Raw genomic sequence first — 15577 nt, 5'->3', positions numbered from 1 at the left:
TCATAACTCCTTTCGCATGACTGAAAATTGCTTCACGGTCTGAAAGCCTGCCTTCTCATAGATCCGTATAGCTGGATTTGTACTTCCGGTATAAAGTGACATATAATCCGTCCCCATGTTCTTGAACGCTTCGCATAGCTTATAGAACAGAATACTTCCAAGTCCATGACCTTCGTGATCCGGATGAACACCGATACCAGCAAAATAACCACGACCATTCTCTTGACGAATCACAGGGCCAGCGAAACCAACAACTTTACCTTGATATGCAGCTATTACAACCGGCACACCCTTGCGCGTGGACTCCCCAATCTCCTTCTGCCACAGTGGATTATCGAATCCTTTCAGCATCTCTTCTATACCGTGATGTTTAGTCGGGTCGAATAATTCAACATGGTAACCATCTTCTGCTGCCTTATCTTCCTTCAACCGACTTGATTCGGGGACACGAAAATCGGACAAGTTCAAATACATTGCGTATTCCCTCGCACGTTCGATGTATCCCTGACGCAAGAGAACATCATATAAAGCACTATCCACAGGTACGCCCGGAGCGTTATTGTGTTCATGCCTCGGGGTGTCCGGTATATACCATGGCAGCATCATGGGGTTGAAGAAAAGCACGTCCGATTGCTTTTTACTGAGTTGTCTAAATCGGTTCTCCAGTGCCTCCAGTAACTTGGTGAAATAGTCATCGGTTTGGTAGCTTTCTGCTAGGACAATGCAAGTAATATACCCGGCGACACCACCTAGGGGCAGGTCATCACCAGTACATCCACAGGCGAACCCCTGGAGCTGACCCGATTCCACTAACACAAACGTATTCTCAGGATCAAAATAAGGATTCGATTGAAAAATAGACGTAAAGCTCTCTTCGGTCAGCTCCTTATACCCGTCTTTCACCGCTTCCTTATTCCATAAGTCAATCACTGCTTGTGTATAATCGCGCTTCCAAGTCTCAATCATCCAGCACACACCTCCACCATCTGCCGAATCATTCAGCAGGGTTCACATGCTATCTATTTAAGATGAGCCATTTGCTGACCGACCAAAGAAACAGACAGGCTGAATTCATTAGGCCTCATGCCGCAACAAACGAAGAAGTTGGCGCTCTTCACTGCCTGCTTCTAGAGCAAATGGCTCCTCCAAGTATTCATCGTTGTTATGGTGCAACACCTTACTTTTCAGTCCAATGCTAACCCTTAACTGCCCCGACCGTTACACCTTCCAAGAAGTACTTCTGTAAGCTGAAGAAGAGAATAAACATGGGAAGTGCAGAAATTGTAGCCCCTGCCATCATCGGTGCGAAGTACGTCGTGTTGGCGAACCTAAAGTTTTTAAGTCCCACTTGAATGGTCTGCATATCCATGGTGTTCGTTACTAGGAATGGCCAGAAGAATGTGTTCCAGTTGTCCATGAACGTAAGGATCGCCATAACCGCAAGTACGGTCTTGGATAAAGGTAATACAATTTTGAAGTAAATCTGAAATTGGTTGCATCCTTCAATCTTCGCACATTCAAGTACTTCAGAAGGAATACTACCCATAAATTGCTTAGCCAGAAAAATGTTATATACCGTAACCAGTCCAGGCACGATCATAGCAGCATACGTATTCTGAATTTGAAACGTATTCACAATCAGGATATAAAGAGGCACCTGTGTTACTTGATAAGGAATCATCATCGAGACGAGCAACACTGAGAACAGAACCGCTCTGCCTTTAAAGCGAATCTTCGAGAACGCATAACCTGCAAGACTTGCGAAGAATACATTGGATACCATGACAGTTGTTGCTACGATCAAGGAATTGATCAACCAACGCACTGAATGCACACTATAATTGAAGAAAAATTTGTATGAATCTAACGATATTTTGGTTGGGAACAGCGAATAACTCATCGCCCCCGCTTCTACGGGATCCCCGAATGATGAAATCACCATGAAGTAAATTGGAAACAGTGTTGCCAATGCAAAAATCACAAGTAAAACCATAATCACCGTATTACGGGTCTGTCTCCGCACAGGTTTACCTGTGTGACTGTTATATAACGCCATTATCGGTGCCCTCCTCTCCTTAATATTCCACTTCTTTGCCCATGAATTTGAATTGAATGAAGGAAATTGTAGCTATGATGAATGCCAATACTAAGGATTGTGCGGCGGCTTCACCGAACTCGAAATATTTGAAAGCGTTATTAAAAATAAGCAATCCAACCATCGTTGTTGCATTATCCGGTCCACCGCCTGTCATCAGGTAAGCGTTCTGGAATACTTGGAAGGAGCCAATAACGCCGGTTACAAGCAAGAATAATGTGGTAGGCTTCAAGCAAGGAATGACGATGTACCATACCTTTTTCAAGAAAGATGCACCATCAAGCTCTGCGGCCTCATAATAACTTTCGTCAATGCCTAAGAGAGCTGCCAAATAGATAATGATACTCGTACCATGACTGGATAACCACGCCATGAGCACAAGTGAGAACATAGCTGTGGAGCTAGAGCCAAGCCAGTTGTTGTTGCTAATTCCAAACACACTTAACAATTGGTTGAAGATACCTGATGGCATCGGATCGAAGATCCAGAGCCATACAACGGACAGAGCCACACCGGATGCAACTGCCGGTAAGTAATAGATTGCCTTAAATACACTCTGGACTTTTTTTCTTAAGGGTAGAATTAAGATCGCCACAGCAAATGAGATGAACAACCCCACGGGTACCGTGAGCACCGTATAGACAACCGTGTTAACAACCGATTTCCAGAACAGGCTATCCCCAAATGTCTCCATGTAGTTATTAAATCCGATGTATTCTGAACCAAGCGGTTTATATTTCTGAAAGCTGATAATAAACGCACTTACAACGGGATATGCAGTAAACATCGCAAATACAACAAGCGCAACAGCGATAAAGACATATCCATAGCCGCTGTCTCCTTTGATACGACGTCTTTTCATAGGTTTGGCAATTTGACTCATCATGCGAAGCTCCTTTCACGGCTTGGGTTTAAGCAACATAATAAGGGATAGCCGCATAGGCGGGGCCAAGCGGCTATCCTGTTCAATCGATTAGTCTTTTACAATGCCGTCTTCACCAAAGGCTTGAATCGCTGCTGCCTTCACCGCGTCATACATGGCTTCCGGTGTGATTTCGCCAGCAATCAGCGCTTGCAGTTTCGGGATCATTACCTCATCTTCAAGTTTGATGGATTTCGCACCGAGGTCTGTTGGAATATCAGGGCGTGCAGGTGTCGCTTGGGAGAGAAGGGTCTCAACCGCAGCCACGTTATCCGGATTTCTGTTAATCGTCATATCTTTTGCGGCTTCTTTACCACTCTTCGTGATATGTGCTGCGAACAAATCATTGTTCGTTGTAGCTGCTACTTTACCTGATGCAAGGAAATAAGCTGCTTTGACTACATTCGCTTTGTGCTCAGGCGTAGGTTCTTTCTTACCACGGAATGTGACATAGCCGTCAACAGCAACACTCGACTGTTGTTTTTGACCTACGAAAGTTGGAACAGGGAGAACGATATAGTCTACCGGGATACTTCCTTGTACGGCACTTCCGTCATTTGCTTTGATCTTCTCATTGTTCTTGTTCGCAGAGTTCTCAAACGTTGCAAGGCCTTTACCCGTAATCATTGTTTGCCCTGTTAGGAACATGTTCCAGCGTTTACCAGCATCCACGGAGCTAAGCTCTTTCGGCATGGAGCCGTCGTCGATCATCTGACGAATTGCTTTCAGCACTTCTAAGAAATTCTTGCTGGTGTATGCGTATTTGAGATCTTTGTCAAAGGCATGTGGCATACCTGCATTTTTGATCAAAATTTGCAGATAGTCTTTGGAAGCTACGCCCGCCGTTGCAAATACGAAGCCGTATCGGGAAGTCTTATCGCCTTCTTTTACAACACCCTTCTTAATTTCCTCGCGGAACTGTTCGTACGTCCAGCCTTCTTTTTGAATCTTCTTATAATCAATTCCGGCTTCTTCTAGGAACTGCTTGTTACCACCGATCGCGTGAACCTCCATGTATCCTGGAAATCCATAAAGGCTTTCGCCAAGCTTCATGTATTCGATTGGTGCTGCATCAAAGTCCTCAACCATTTCCTTAGTCGCCGTATCTGTGATGTCCATCAGCATTCCTTGCTCAACATATTTAGAAAGACCACCAGAGCCGATGAATGCAATATCTGGCGGACTGCCCGCATTCACTTGTGTATCAAGCTTTTGCGTCATATCCTCCCAACTGGCAGGCTCAATTTTCAAAGTCAGGTTCGGGTACAAAGCATTAAAATCTTTTTCCAGTTGCGAGAAACTATCTTGGAAATTAGCGGATACCGGTGGAAGAAGAGCTGTTATCGTATCTTTAGCTTCAGTTTTCGTACCACCGTCTGTTGATCCTGTATTTGGTGTTTCATTCTTCTTATCGCCTCCACCACCACAAGCGGACAACGCGAGGGTCAAAGCAAGAACAGGAGCTAATACACGCATTTTCTTTTTCATTACTCACAAACCTCCCCTAGGAATATACAATGCTCTTTAGATATTACTTTTGTAACTGAGCAAAAGCTTTTTTCAGACTTCCTTCGCTTTCTTCCAGCGCTTGTTCTGCCTTGGCTGCATCCAGTCCGGTCTTAATCATCATGATCGCAAGTTTACAACTCATGGAAGCGCTTTCTAAATATGCAATAGCTGTCTTGTCGTCTACCCCCGTAGCTGCTTGAATAATACGAACTGAGCGGTCATACAGTTTGATATTACTAGCCTTCAAATCGACCATTAGATTATTGTAAGTCTTTCCAAGCTTCACCATCGTACAGGTAGTCAGCATGTTCAGTACCAGCTTCTGTGCGGTGCCTGCTTTCAGCCTTGTCGAGCCCATAATCACCTCAGGTCCAACGACAGGAGCAATACATACATCGCACACCGGCTCAACCCTCGAGTTCTTATTGTTTACTACACCGATGGTTGCAGCTCCAATTTCTCTTGCTTTCTGAAGTCCAGCAATAACGAATTGCGCGCTGCCACTTGCTGATAATCCGATGACAACATCCTTGTCTGTTACACCGCTTCGTTCAATGAGTGCGATCCCCTCCTCTGCATTGTCTTCATAACCTTCAACTGCTAGTCTCAGCGCCACATCACCTCCGGCAATATGTCCCTGCACCAGCAACGGGTCGGTACCAAATGTAGGAGGGCATTCCGAAGCATCAAGCACTCCAAGTCTTCCGGAAGTCCCAGCTCCTATGTAGAACATTTTACCGCCATTCTTAAGCACATGATGTACAATATCAACCGCTTTCATAATTTGCGGTATTTCTGCTGCAACAGCGCCTGGAACCTTGGAATCCTGCTCATTCATTAGACGGAGCATTTGTTCCGTTGTACATTCATCGATCATCTGAGTATTCTCATTGATCCCTTCGGTCGTCAATCCCGCCAGATACTCATCCATGGCCATCCCCCTATCCCAGTATTTGCATTTCATAATTGCATATTAACGAGAAATTTCATTTCGGTCAACAGTTTTTGAAATAAAATTTTATAATAAAATATTTCAATGGTTTTTTATTTTTATTTTATGACAAAAAAAGACACCGGCTAGAGTGCTAATCTCGCCGATGTCTGCATCCTATTTTCGCTGTTTACTTGATACAATATTATGGGTCTTCGTCAAGTATTTCTTCACGTTTCGATATTCCGCACTAGCTACCCCAGCGAATAAAATATCAATCACTGTAAGCATAGCAATGCGTGATCCCATGGCCCCGCTTCGTATGGTGAGCTCTGGCGTAGAAATACTTAGTACAATATTTGCTTTATCTGCTAGTTCACTCTTATTGTATTTCGTTATGGCAATTGTAGTCGCACCCGTCTTCTTCGCAATATCAAGTGCATCAAGAATATCCACCGTTTCACCAGAATTGGATATAAAGATAGCTACATCGTTCTTCTCAAGCAACGTAGCTGCGGTAAGCTGGCTATGACCATCCGTATAGGCATGACTCATTTTATTAATCCTTGTGAATTTCTGTTCCGCATCAATACCTACTAAACCCGAAGCACCGATGCCAAAAAAAACGATTCGCTTGCACTGCCGAAGTACCTTTACAGCTCGATCTATCGCATCCTTGTTGATTACACTAAGGGTATCTTCAATGGATTTAATGTTATTACGTGAAATGTTCGCAATGATTGTGGACAGATCATCTCCTGGCTGAATATCCGTATACTGATGCTTCTGCTCCTCATCCATCGAACCAATCGAGGCCGAAATACTGACGATAAAACTTCGATAACCGGTATATCCCATCGTCTTACAGAAACGAAGTACCGATGCATCGCTAGTCTTGGTTAACTGTGCCAAGCTTTTTATCGATAGATGGGGAATTTCCTCTAAATTCTCTAGTATGTATTCGGCAAGCATTTTTTCCACTGGTGTCAAGCTGTCTTTCATATCTCGAATCTTAATCAAAATATTATCATTAATTGACATTGGCTTCCCTACTTATCCTTTAGTCTATTGAAATATAAATCATTTTCTACTTCTTCATTATTACAAAAATCAATTTCATCATAAGCTCAATCCCCTCAAAATACAAGATGATTACGTCAGGTTTATGATAGAAATAGATCAACTGCTGACCGAAATTTTATTTCACTAGAATATTATCATTTTGGAAATTTAATTCTATTTTATATTGCAGCGCTTACAATAGCAATGATATACTAACAGCAAAATTGAGCACGATATGAACACGTAGAACAGCTATCGAAGGGTGGAGTTAGCATGAGAAAGGTTTTGAAGATTGCCATTATCGGCGCAGGCAGCACCTATACCCCCGAACTTATTGAGGGAATCATTAAACGCAAAGAGGCGCTACCGATAAGTGAACTTGTATTAATGGACATTGATTCTCGTAAACTAGAAATCGTCGGTATGCTTTGTGAACGAATGATCGAGGCAGAGCATCTGCCTTGTCGTGTAACAAGAACACAGAATCTAGATGAAGCGCTTCGAGATGCTGATTTTGTCCTTGGACAGATTCGTGTAGGTAAATTGTCTGCCAGAGTACTGGATGAGACTATTCCTCTGAAACATGGACTGATCGGTCAGGAAACATGTGGTATTGGCGGTTTTTTCAAAGCGATGCGTACCATTCCTGTCATGCTGCATATCGCAGAACGTATGAAAGAACTGTGTCCAGACGCTTGGCTCATTAATTTCTCCAATCCCGCCGGAATCATTACGGAAGCCATACTTAATCATACCGATATCAAAATGCTCGGACTGTGCAATGTCCCATTCAATATGTTTAAAAGCATTAGCGAAACGCTTAATCTAGATCATCCTCATTATACTTATGTAGGTCTCAATCACCTGAGCTGGATCACGGCAATCGAACAAGACGGTACAGATTATTTAAGATCTGCGCTCGATATGGGACTAAATAGCGAAGCCATGAAGAACATTCCTTCTAGCGGATTCAGTAAAGAAGTTGTTCAGATGGTAGGCGCTATCCCTTCTTCTTATCTGGAGTATTATTATTTTAAAGAGAAGAAGTTTAAGCTACTGCAGGAAAGTGAAATAACACGTGGTGAGAAATGTATGCAGATTGAGGATGATCTTCTAAATATCTATTCTGATGCAGAACTGCATACGAAGCCTGAACTTCTAGCATCTCGTGGTGGAGCCAACTATTCCGAAGTTGCTATCAGCTTGGTAGATGCCATCTACAATGATAAGCAAGAGGTTCATGTCGTTAACCTGCGCAATCACGGAGCTCTCAAATTCATGAAGGATTCCGATGCCGTTGAGATGTGTGCTGTGATTGGAAAAGATGGTGCCACGCCGATTGCTGTCCCTGATTTCAACAATGAACATATCGTCGACTATATGCGCATGGTAAAGGCTTATGAGCGTGAGACGGTAGCTGCTGCTGTGAATGGTAGTGAGGATGCAGCGATGCGCGCACTGTTAATGAATCCCCTTGTGGGGGATTACGACGCTGCATATCACTGCTTTCAAGAGTTGAAAGAAGCCCATAAGGAATACCTTCCACAGTTCTTCCCGAAAGAAAAAATGTCACGATGAACAGACAATATGTCATTGGCGTCGATGGTGGAAATAGTAAAACGGACTACTTTCTATTCGATTTGACTGGGAAGTATATAGATCATATTCATGCGGGAACGTGTAGTCATGAACGATTTCCTGACAGCTACGAAAGCTCCTACCGCATCATGAATGAGAACATTCAGCTGCTATTGAGCCGGAATCAGTTATCTATGGACCATGTTGTTGCTGGCGCTTTCGGATTAGCTGGCGCTGATGTACCTTCTCAGAAGATTTATTTAAGTAAGGTCGTTGAACGAATTGGCTTCACACAATATGCTGTAGATAATGACTCCTTTCTTGGTATCAAGGCCGGCAGTGAGAAAGGTTTCGGTATCTGCTCTATTAATGGTTCGGGCACCGTTACGGGTGGGATATCTCCAAGTGGCGACCGTCTTCAGATCGGTGGCGTTGGCAGCGAGTTATCTGGAGATGAGGCTGGTGGTTATTTTCTGGCTCGTAAGATTCTTCGAACGGTGTACGACTCTTTTTATCGCATGGGACCCGTAACATCAATGACTTCACCTGTAATGAAGCTGCTCCAGATTCCAGATAAATCTATGTTTATCGAGCACGCTATGAATGGTATTCTAGAGAGAACACTCCCCAATACAGAGCTTATGCGAATCATGTTCGAAGCTGCAGATCATGGTGACCAGCAAGCGGTGAATATTATAGACCACACTGCCCGGCAACTTGCCTATTCAACCGTAGGTTGCATGCATAATCTGGATTTCGGATTAGAAGTGGATGTTATTCTTGCAGGTTCTGTTTGGGTCAAGGCTGAGAGCCCACTCCTACTGCATAAATATAAAACATATATTACCTCACTTACAGAACACCAGTGCAGATTTCATATTTTACAAGTCCCTCCTGCAACAGGAGCCGTATTATGGGCACTCGAAATTGCATATGGCCAACCCGTGGATACTACAATGCGAGAGAACATCATTAGCAGCGTGGCAAATGTTCAGAGAAAGACTTAACTGACATAATTAAAGAAGGAGCTTCCCTTATTAGGGAAAGCTCCTTTGTTTGATGTTCTTATGAGTTATGTATAATGAGCAGGAACTAACTAAATTGCAATTCTTGTATATGATGGTTAGCACAGAATAAGGGATAATCATAAAGCATACCTTCATAGATTACTTCAAAATCCGGATGAATTAGAAAATCATGGGGTGTCACCAAGGCAGAAGAGCGATTCCACAATTCTAAATCCATTCCTCGAATTAGTTCGGCTACGAACTGAGAACAAAAGTAGGCATGTTTAGGGGCATAACTTCGTTTCATGGCTAGGAAGAATAATCCGAGAAGATTATACTTGTATCGTTCTTTATTCTTCTTATAGAACAGAATTTTCTTCTGCAAAACTTCGCGCTGCTCGGTTGTAACTTTTAACCTTAGAACCACACATCTGGTCGAAGGAAAATGACGATACACCCCTTCATGAATATCCTCTTCTACGAATCCTGCTGACCACGGGTTGGTCGCACATTTTCGTCCAAAGCTATACACTTCCTTCAAATCCACGTCAAGCGCAATCGAAGCATGGTTATAGGGTGCTGCCGTGTATCTTTTTATCAATCTCGTAAACATCGTTCCTGTATCCGTTAATAATACATATATAAATTTAGGGTCTGCCATTATCACACGTTCCTCCACGCTCATAAAAATACGATATCTCTAGTTTAGTCGGCTTGTTGCCTTTCCAAAACCGACCATAGGAGTGGATTCAAGCTGGACTTTAGTCTTGTTTAGCTTATAACGAAACATCGGACAGATTAGTTTGCCAACATATATCTATATAGAGCATCATACTCTGTTATTGTCATCCATTATACCCAGCGTTTAATCTGCGTGTATTTCTTCACCTTTACTTGATGAACGTTAGCCCATTCCGTTAACTCTTTTATCGCACGATCCTCTTCCTCGGAGAAGAAGCGAAAGACAAGATTGATAGGAGTTATTCGCTTACCAACAGGTATGATCCCAATCAGCGGTTTAAAGTAACCTTGCACCCGAATCTCTTTGATATCTGCGGTCTTAAGAGTTCTATTCCTAATTGATAGGGAATCGCCTTGAATCTTCAGTGTAAAGGGTTTCGCACACATTCTAATTATTGTAATCACAATTGTACTAAGACAAAGGATAATAACTAAGATTCTCGTGCCCAAAAATAGTACATCCAGAATATTATCCGTATCAAAACTGAATCTCACTAAGGTATATGCATACATACTCATCAATAGAGTCGCTCCAATAATTACATTTATACCCCGCGGATTCTTAGCATTATATATTCGTTCGATTTGATCCCACCCCTTTATTTCTAATACATGCACTGATTCTCCCCACTTTTGAAAGGAGACAAGAACTGATGGATCCCCATATGAGAATTGAAACGATGTTCCAGACAACTATTCAAAAGAACGCTCGCATACACAATGCCTATCTATTAGTGCATTCCGATAAACGAAATGTCCATCTCAATCTTGCCGAGGGTTCTAGTGGAACCATTGCTGCGCATGCTGATCAGCGTTATCTCATTGCCAGCATCAGCAAACTTTTCACTTCTGTATTATTCGCTCGACTTGCCGAACAGAACAAGTTATCATATGACGACCCGATTCATTTATATGTAGAGCAAGAGCTTCTTAACAAACTTCATATCTATAAGGAACAGATTACACGCGGGATATCCGGATTCATCATTTACTTGGACACACATCTGGACTAAATGACTTTTTCGAAGACAAACCCCAGCAAGGCCAAAGCATGATCGATATGATACTTAATGACCCTTCTCGAATTTGGACTCCGCAAGAGGTCATACTATGGTCTAAGGAACATTTGAAATCACACTTTCCTCCTGGAGGTGGCTTTCACTATTCCGATACCGGATATCACCTGCTTGGACTGATCGCTGAGACAATAACAGGTTTACAACTCCATCAAATATTCGAACATTATTTCTTTCGACCACTTAGCATGGAGCAATCGCATATGATCCACTACTCCAACCCGCTTTCTTCAAGCGAATATCCCATTGCAGATGTTTATGTGAATAAGACAGTACTTAATGACCATCGCAGTCTTAGTATTGAGTTTGCTGGAGGTGGTATTATCTCTACATCGGAAGATCTACTGAAATTCATGAAGGCGTTAGTGTCACATGAGATCATCTCGGAAGATTCTTTTGAAGGAATGAAGAACTGGTCAAAGTTCTCATTCGGTATTGATTACGGATACGGACTGGTTCAATTCCGCACCATCCCACTCTTGATGCCTGCTCGATATAACATGTGGGGGAATTTCGGTTCCACAGGATCATTCTTATTCTATCATCCAAGAATGGACGTCTATCTTATTGGTAGTCTTAATCAGTTCAGAACAACAAGAAAAGCAATTCAGCTCATGTTTAAGATCATTGATATTCTTAAGAAAAGCACTTCATTATAACCATTTCCGAATCTGTCTATGGGACAACTTTATGTGATTCATACTAGCCCATTCGGTTATCTGACCTATGGCTTGAACCTCATCTCCCATCACTCGAAAACATAGAGCTATAGGGGTTACTCGTTTCCCCACAGGGGTAATCCCAACAAGTGATCCGAAACGCCCTACCTGCACTCTAATTTCTTTTACATCGGTTGCCTTGACCATTCTACCTCTTACATTTATCGAATCTTGCGTCAGATATATTGTAAATGGTTTAACAAACATTCTAATTAACAAGATCAAGATAACGCTCACATAGAAAACTATGAATATAATCCTGTAAAATTCCATGAAATAATCAAAGTTATTATTGAAGCTTCTATCGCGATTAAAGGGTTTCAGAAAAATGAATAAATAAAGGATCAGTAAGCCTATCAACCCTGCTCCGGAAGGGTGTTTAGCTTGAATCATTGTTTCGTTCTCCACCAGCTTCTCTCCCCGTTAAACTCCATTGATTAAATCCAACGTCTAACCATCTTATTCGAGAACACAGTCACACCATGCTCCTCAGCCCATTCCTTTAATTCTTTGATGGCTTTATCCTCTTGGTCAGGATCTATATGAAAACAAAGATCGAATGGAGTGAATACCTTCCCTGTTGGTATAATACCAATTAGCGGTTTGAAGTACCCTTGGATTCTGATCTCTTTGATATCTTCTGGTTTAAGATTTCTATTTTTGATTTGTAATGAAAACTCACTAACATGCATAGTGTAAGGCTTTCTGAATAATCTAATGAGAGTAACAGACAAAACTAATACGGCCATAGTAGTGGAAAATAAAATAGATGAAAATGATGTACTATGGATTGAATTCATCCTAAACAACAAATTTAACTGAATTCCTATTAATAACAACATTGAAATTATAATACGTGTACCTCTAGGATTCTTCACCTTGTAAATATGTTCTATTGGAATCCACTCTCCTTTTTATTCAATCTATGAATCCAGCACAATATCCATCACTGTTCAGCTCTTCTCGAGTCTATTCCTTCTTAGTATATCCGGGTTATAAACAACTACGATTCCGCAGTTTAGACAAGACACGAATAAATAATGATTGTAATCAATATCGAGGACTTTATTTAAACCCGTGCCACTCATCGCCACCTCTTGAATTTCACATACTGTGCCTCCACATGTCACACAATTAAATCGATGCTCGATTCTTTCTTCTATACTTAATTCAACATAGTCTTCGTTTAGTACTTCTGTTGATACCGGCTCCTTGTCGTCTCCAATCTCAATATAAGCATTCAAATGCTCCGGTAACACCTCCATCCTACACTCAGGGCATATATCGCCTACAATAATAACTTTCTCTGCACACCATGGACAGATAACCATACACTTCAACCTCTCTTTCACAATGGTCTGAGTCAGTAAATGATTTCCTTTTATGATACCACCGTTTCCAATAAATAGGATTGTTATGTTAAAAATATATGTTTTAGACATAAAAAAAGACAGGATGGATATTCTCCAGTCCTGTCTCTTTAAGATGATATTAGATATTACATTCTGCAGATTGAAATGCTTGATAAACGACTTCATCATACTGGACTGAACCCTCAGAGTAATAATCTTGAGTAATTAAATCTATGAGTTTAGGATCTATCTTATTATAGGTATCCTGCGGAATAAATAGCATAAGCGCAAGAATTGTATCAAGATACTTCAGTAAAGGTTTTATAAATTTCTCTCCTGCGTATAATGTTTTAAAATTGCAAATCACAATGTAAAACGATTCGCTAATAAAAAAACTAGTAGAGTACCTTTTATAATTCATATTAAAGTTTTCAAACTCAACTCGTAATTCATCTTTGGAAAAAGACTGAATAATCACTTCTAATACTTCATTATGTAATTTGTAATTAACTTGTGCGCTTGAGTCAACCATTAAAAGATGCTTCATTAGCACTTCTTTAGTACCAGTAAATTTATAGATTCGTTCAATGTTCATAACAAGCTCTCCTGAAATAAATAGTATGTACGATATGTAATCCCCATTCTAACATATGATTCTACAAACAAAAAAACAGGCTTGGAGCTATCCTCCAAACCTGCCGCATAATTCATTCAATGCGTTTATCCTACAATACCTGTACGCTCCACACTTTCAACAAAGTAGCGCTGAACGAATAAATACAAAATGATCAACGGTCCCATAAGTAACAGGACACCTGTGTTTAAGAGCATAGATTGATACACCAAATCAGGTTCCTTGCCTAGCGCCATCCCCATATCCATAAGCTGTGTTGACAGTACCTTAACCTTACTTAGGAACAAGGATACATAGTAACTGTCATTCCACTGCCATACGAACGAGAACAGAACAACAGTAATGATTGCAGGAACTGCATTCGGTAGCATGATTCGGTAAAATGTTTTAAATACACCTGAACCATCCACCAGAGATGCCTCTTCAATCTCCTTCGGAATCCCTCTAAAGAATTGTCTGAAGATATAGATGTACAGACCATTCTTAAGACCCATAGCGGTCGCGGAAGAGATCAGGAACGGCCAGAACGTATCGATCAGATTCAGACTGCTCTTCCCAGTCAGAACCTTAACAATCCCGAACAGATCAAAATATCTGTAAGTCAGATACAGCGGAATCATAATCGTCTGTGGTGGAACAACAATCGTAAAGATGACAAGTCCAAATAACAGTCCGCTTCCCTTAAATTTTAACCGTGCAAACGCATAAGCAGCTAGTGCACAGGACGCCAATTGGATCAGCGTCGTACCTGTAGAGATCAGGAACGTATTTAATAGAGAAGACCAGTAATCCGTAGCTCCGATGGCGATCTTAATATTATCTAGCGTAAAATGCTTCGGAATCCACAACACCGTAGGATCATAAATATCTGCTTTACCACGGAAAGCTACAGAGAATCGTAGAAACAACGGAAACAAAATAATGAAACAAAATCCTGTAATTAGTACGGTTCGCACCACAATCCACAGCCAATATTTTGCCTTCTCCTGAGGATTGAATTTGTACGAGATGAAATTCGCAAATTCAGTTGGCGATTTCATAGTCTCTTCCTCCTCATTAGTCGTAGTAGAATACTTTTCTGGATATAATGGCTGTTGAAATCCCTAGAATTAGTGCGACAACTAAGAAATAGATCCAGGACATTGCAGCACTTTGACCGAATTCAAACGATTTAAACGCCGTTTCCGATATCAATGTGTTTATGGTATTCGCGCTAAATGAATCAATGATGGAGTATACCAAGTTCGTTAAGATTAGTGGTGTCATCATCGGAAATGTTACTTTCCAAAAGATCTCATACCCAGTCGCTCCCTCGATCCGGGATGACTCATACAGCGTTGGAGAAATCGACTGTAGACCTGCAAGGAAGATCAAAATCTGTACACCAGAGGAACTGATAATTTCATAGATTCGATCGACAGCTCCGGTAATATAGTCAACAATGACGGGCGCAAGTCCGGATTCAGTCAGTAACTTCTGCAACTCGAAACTTTGCATGATGCTCCCGCCGTCTTCGCCGCCTCCAGCAGAGGTTGTACTACCTACGAAACTGCTGATATCCATATTCGCAATCGCTGCGGATGCCAGAATAACCGGCAGGAAGAAGATCGCTCTTGCTAAAGCCCGGCCTTTAAATTTCTGGTTAAGCAGTACCGCAGCAAACAAACTAAAAATGATAATGATCGGTACATTGACTAACATGTTCGTCACCGATTCAGTTAGTCTTCGAGGGAACTCAGGGTTGGTTGAGAATAGGTTGGTGTAGTTCACTGTGCCAAGATAATCAACAGCAAACCCACCCTCGACCAACCGAATCGTACTTAGACTGAATCGAAACGACTGAATCAGCGGTAAAATGAACAGAAGAATTAAGCCAATGATGAGTGGTGTCACGAATAATACACCCATCCATGCTTTTTTCTGTGCTAGCGTAAGTGGTTTTTTGAGCATT

Annotated in this window: 18 protein-coding genes; 4 read left to right on the top strand and 14 right to left on the bottom strand. The window is 41.6% G+C overall.

Annotated elements, in window-relative coordinates; translation table 11 throughout:
- From ACK8P5_RS10825 to ACK8P5_RS10800, 6 genes are all read right to left on the bottom strand, one after another.
- Positions 1-966, bottom strand: a complete 966-nt coding sequence (locus tag ACK8P5_RS10825) for a GNAT family N-acetyltransferase (protein WP_422660941.1) — start codon at positions 964-966, stop codon at positions 1-3.
- Positions 967-1195: 229 nt separating this feature from the next.
- On the bottom strand, positions 1196-2056 hold the full coding sequence (locus ACK8P5_RS10820) for a carbohydrate ABC transporter permease (protein WP_422660940.1): 861 nt from the start codon (positions 2054-2056) through the stop codon (positions 1196-1198).
- A 19-nt stretch (positions 2057-2075) separates the two neighbouring features.
- The gene (locus ACK8P5_RS10815; RefSeq protein WP_422660939.1) at positions 2076-2978 is read right to left on the bottom strand and encodes a carbohydrate ABC transporter permease; all 903 of its coding nucleotides are present in this window, start codon (positions 2976-2978) and stop codon (positions 2076-2078) included.
- A gap of 90 nt (positions 2979-3068) precedes the next feature.
- A complete protein-coding gene (locus ACK8P5_RS10810) occupies positions 3069-4505 on the bottom strand; it encodes an ABC transporter substrate-binding protein (protein WP_422660938.1) in 1437 nt (478 codons plus the stop codon).
- Between the two features lie 43 nt (positions 4506-4548).
- On the bottom strand, positions 4549-5457 hold the full coding sequence (gene murQ, locus ACK8P5_RS10805; protein ID WP_422660937.1) for an N-acetylmuramic acid 6-phosphate etherase: 909 nt from the start codon (positions 5455-5457) through the stop codon (positions 4549-4551).
- Positions 5458-5634: 177 nt separating this feature from the next.
- Positions 5635-6498 (bottom strand): MurR/RpiR family transcriptional regulator, encoded by an 864-nt coding sequence (locus ACK8P5_RS10800; protein ID WP_422660936.1) that lies wholly within the window; start codon positions 6496-6498, stop codon positions 5635-5637.
- A 294-nt stretch (positions 6499-6792) separates the two neighbouring features.
- Here ACK8P5_RS10800 and ACK8P5_RS10795 point away from each other — a divergent pair, with 294 nt between their 5' ends.
- Both ACK8P5_RS10795 and ACK8P5_RS10790 read left to right on the top strand, forming a co-directional pair.
- On the top strand, positions 6793-8097 hold the full coding sequence (locus ACK8P5_RS10795; protein WP_422660935.1) for a 6-phospho-beta-glucosidase: 1305 nt from the start codon (positions 6793-6795) through the stop codon (positions 8095-8097).
- Entirely contained in the window at positions 8094-9104 is a 1011-nt protein-coding gene (locus ACK8P5_RS10790; protein WP_422660934.1) for an N-acetylglucosamine kinase, read from the top strand. The genes ACK8P5_RS10795 and ACK8P5_RS10790 overlap by 4 nt, the downstream gene beginning before the upstream one ends.
- 85 nt (positions 9105-9189) lie before the next feature.
- On the opposite strand, the gene ACK8P5_RS10785 is transcribed toward ACK8P5_RS10790, so the two are convergent.
- Positions 9190-9765 (bottom strand): hypothetical protein, encoded by a 576-nt coding sequence (locus ACK8P5_RS10785; protein ID WP_422660933.1) that lies wholly within the window; start codon positions 9763-9765, stop codon positions 9190-9192.
- 191 nt (positions 9766-9956) lie between these two features.
- On the bottom strand, positions 9957-10340 hold the full coding sequence (locus tag ACK8P5_RS10780; protein WP_422660932.1) for a hypothetical protein: 384 nt from the start codon (positions 10338-10340) through the stop codon (positions 9957-9959).
- Between the two features lie 158 nt (positions 10341-10498).
- Here ACK8P5_RS10780 and ACK8P5_RS10775 point away from each other — a divergent pair, with 158 nt between their 5' ends.
- Both ACK8P5_RS10775 and ACK8P5_RS10770 read left to right on the top strand, forming a co-directional pair.
- A complete protein-coding gene (locus ACK8P5_RS10775) occupies positions 10499-10858 on the top strand; it encodes a serine hydrolase domain-containing protein (RefSeq protein WP_422660931.1) in 360 nt (119 codons plus the stop codon).
- Positions 10819-11580, top strand: a complete 762-nt coding sequence (locus ACK8P5_RS10770) for a serine hydrolase domain-containing protein (protein ID WP_422661439.1) — start codon at positions 10819-10821, stop codon at positions 11578-11580. The genes ACK8P5_RS10775 and ACK8P5_RS10770 overlap by 40 nt, the downstream gene beginning before the upstream one ends.
- Here the strand turns inward: ACK8P5_RS10770 and ACK8P5_RS10765 are convergent.
- From ACK8P5_RS10765 to ACK8P5_RS10740, 6 genes are all read right to left on the bottom strand, one after another.
- Positions 11575-12033, bottom strand: coding sequence for a hypothetical protein (locus ACK8P5_RS10765; RefSeq protein WP_422660930.1), 459 nt, complete (start codon positions 12031-12033; stop codon positions 11575-11577). The genes ACK8P5_RS10770 and ACK8P5_RS10765 overlap by 6 nt on opposite strands.
- Positions 12034-12077: 44 nt before the next feature.
- Positions 12078-12518, bottom strand: coding sequence for a hypothetical protein (locus tag ACK8P5_RS10760; protein WP_422660929.1), 441 nt, complete (start codon positions 12516-12518; stop codon positions 12078-12080).
- A gap of 75 nt (positions 12519-12593) precedes the next feature.
- On the bottom strand, positions 12594-13082 hold the full coding sequence (locus tag ACK8P5_RS10755; protein WP_422660928.1) for a zinc ribbon domain-containing protein: 489 nt from the start codon (positions 13080-13082) through the stop codon (positions 12594-12596).
- Positions 13083-13131: 49 nt separating this feature from the next.
- On the bottom strand, positions 13132-13587 hold the full coding sequence (locus ACK8P5_RS10750; protein WP_422660927.1) for a hypothetical protein: 456 nt from the start codon (positions 13585-13587) through the stop codon (positions 13132-13134).
- Between the two features lie 125 nt (positions 13588-13712).
- Positions 13713-14666, bottom strand: coding sequence for a carbohydrate ABC transporter permease (locus ACK8P5_RS10745; protein ID WP_422660926.1), 954 nt, complete (start codon positions 14664-14666; stop codon positions 13713-13715).
- 16 nt (positions 14667-14682) lie between these two features.
- Positions 14683-15576, bottom strand: a complete 894-nt coding sequence (locus ACK8P5_RS10740) for a carbohydrate ABC transporter permease (RefSeq protein WP_422660925.1) — start codon at positions 15574-15576, stop codon at positions 14683-14685.
- Between the last annotated feature and the right edge of the window lies 1 nt (position 15577).

It is taken from the genome of Paenibacillus sp. EC2-1 (assembly GCF_049311625.1).
Taxonomy (GTDB): Bacteria; Bacillota; Bacilli; order Paenibacillales; family Paenibacillaceae; genus Paenibacillus_AQ.
This window is presented reverse-complemented; position numbering and strand designations above follow the sequence as displayed.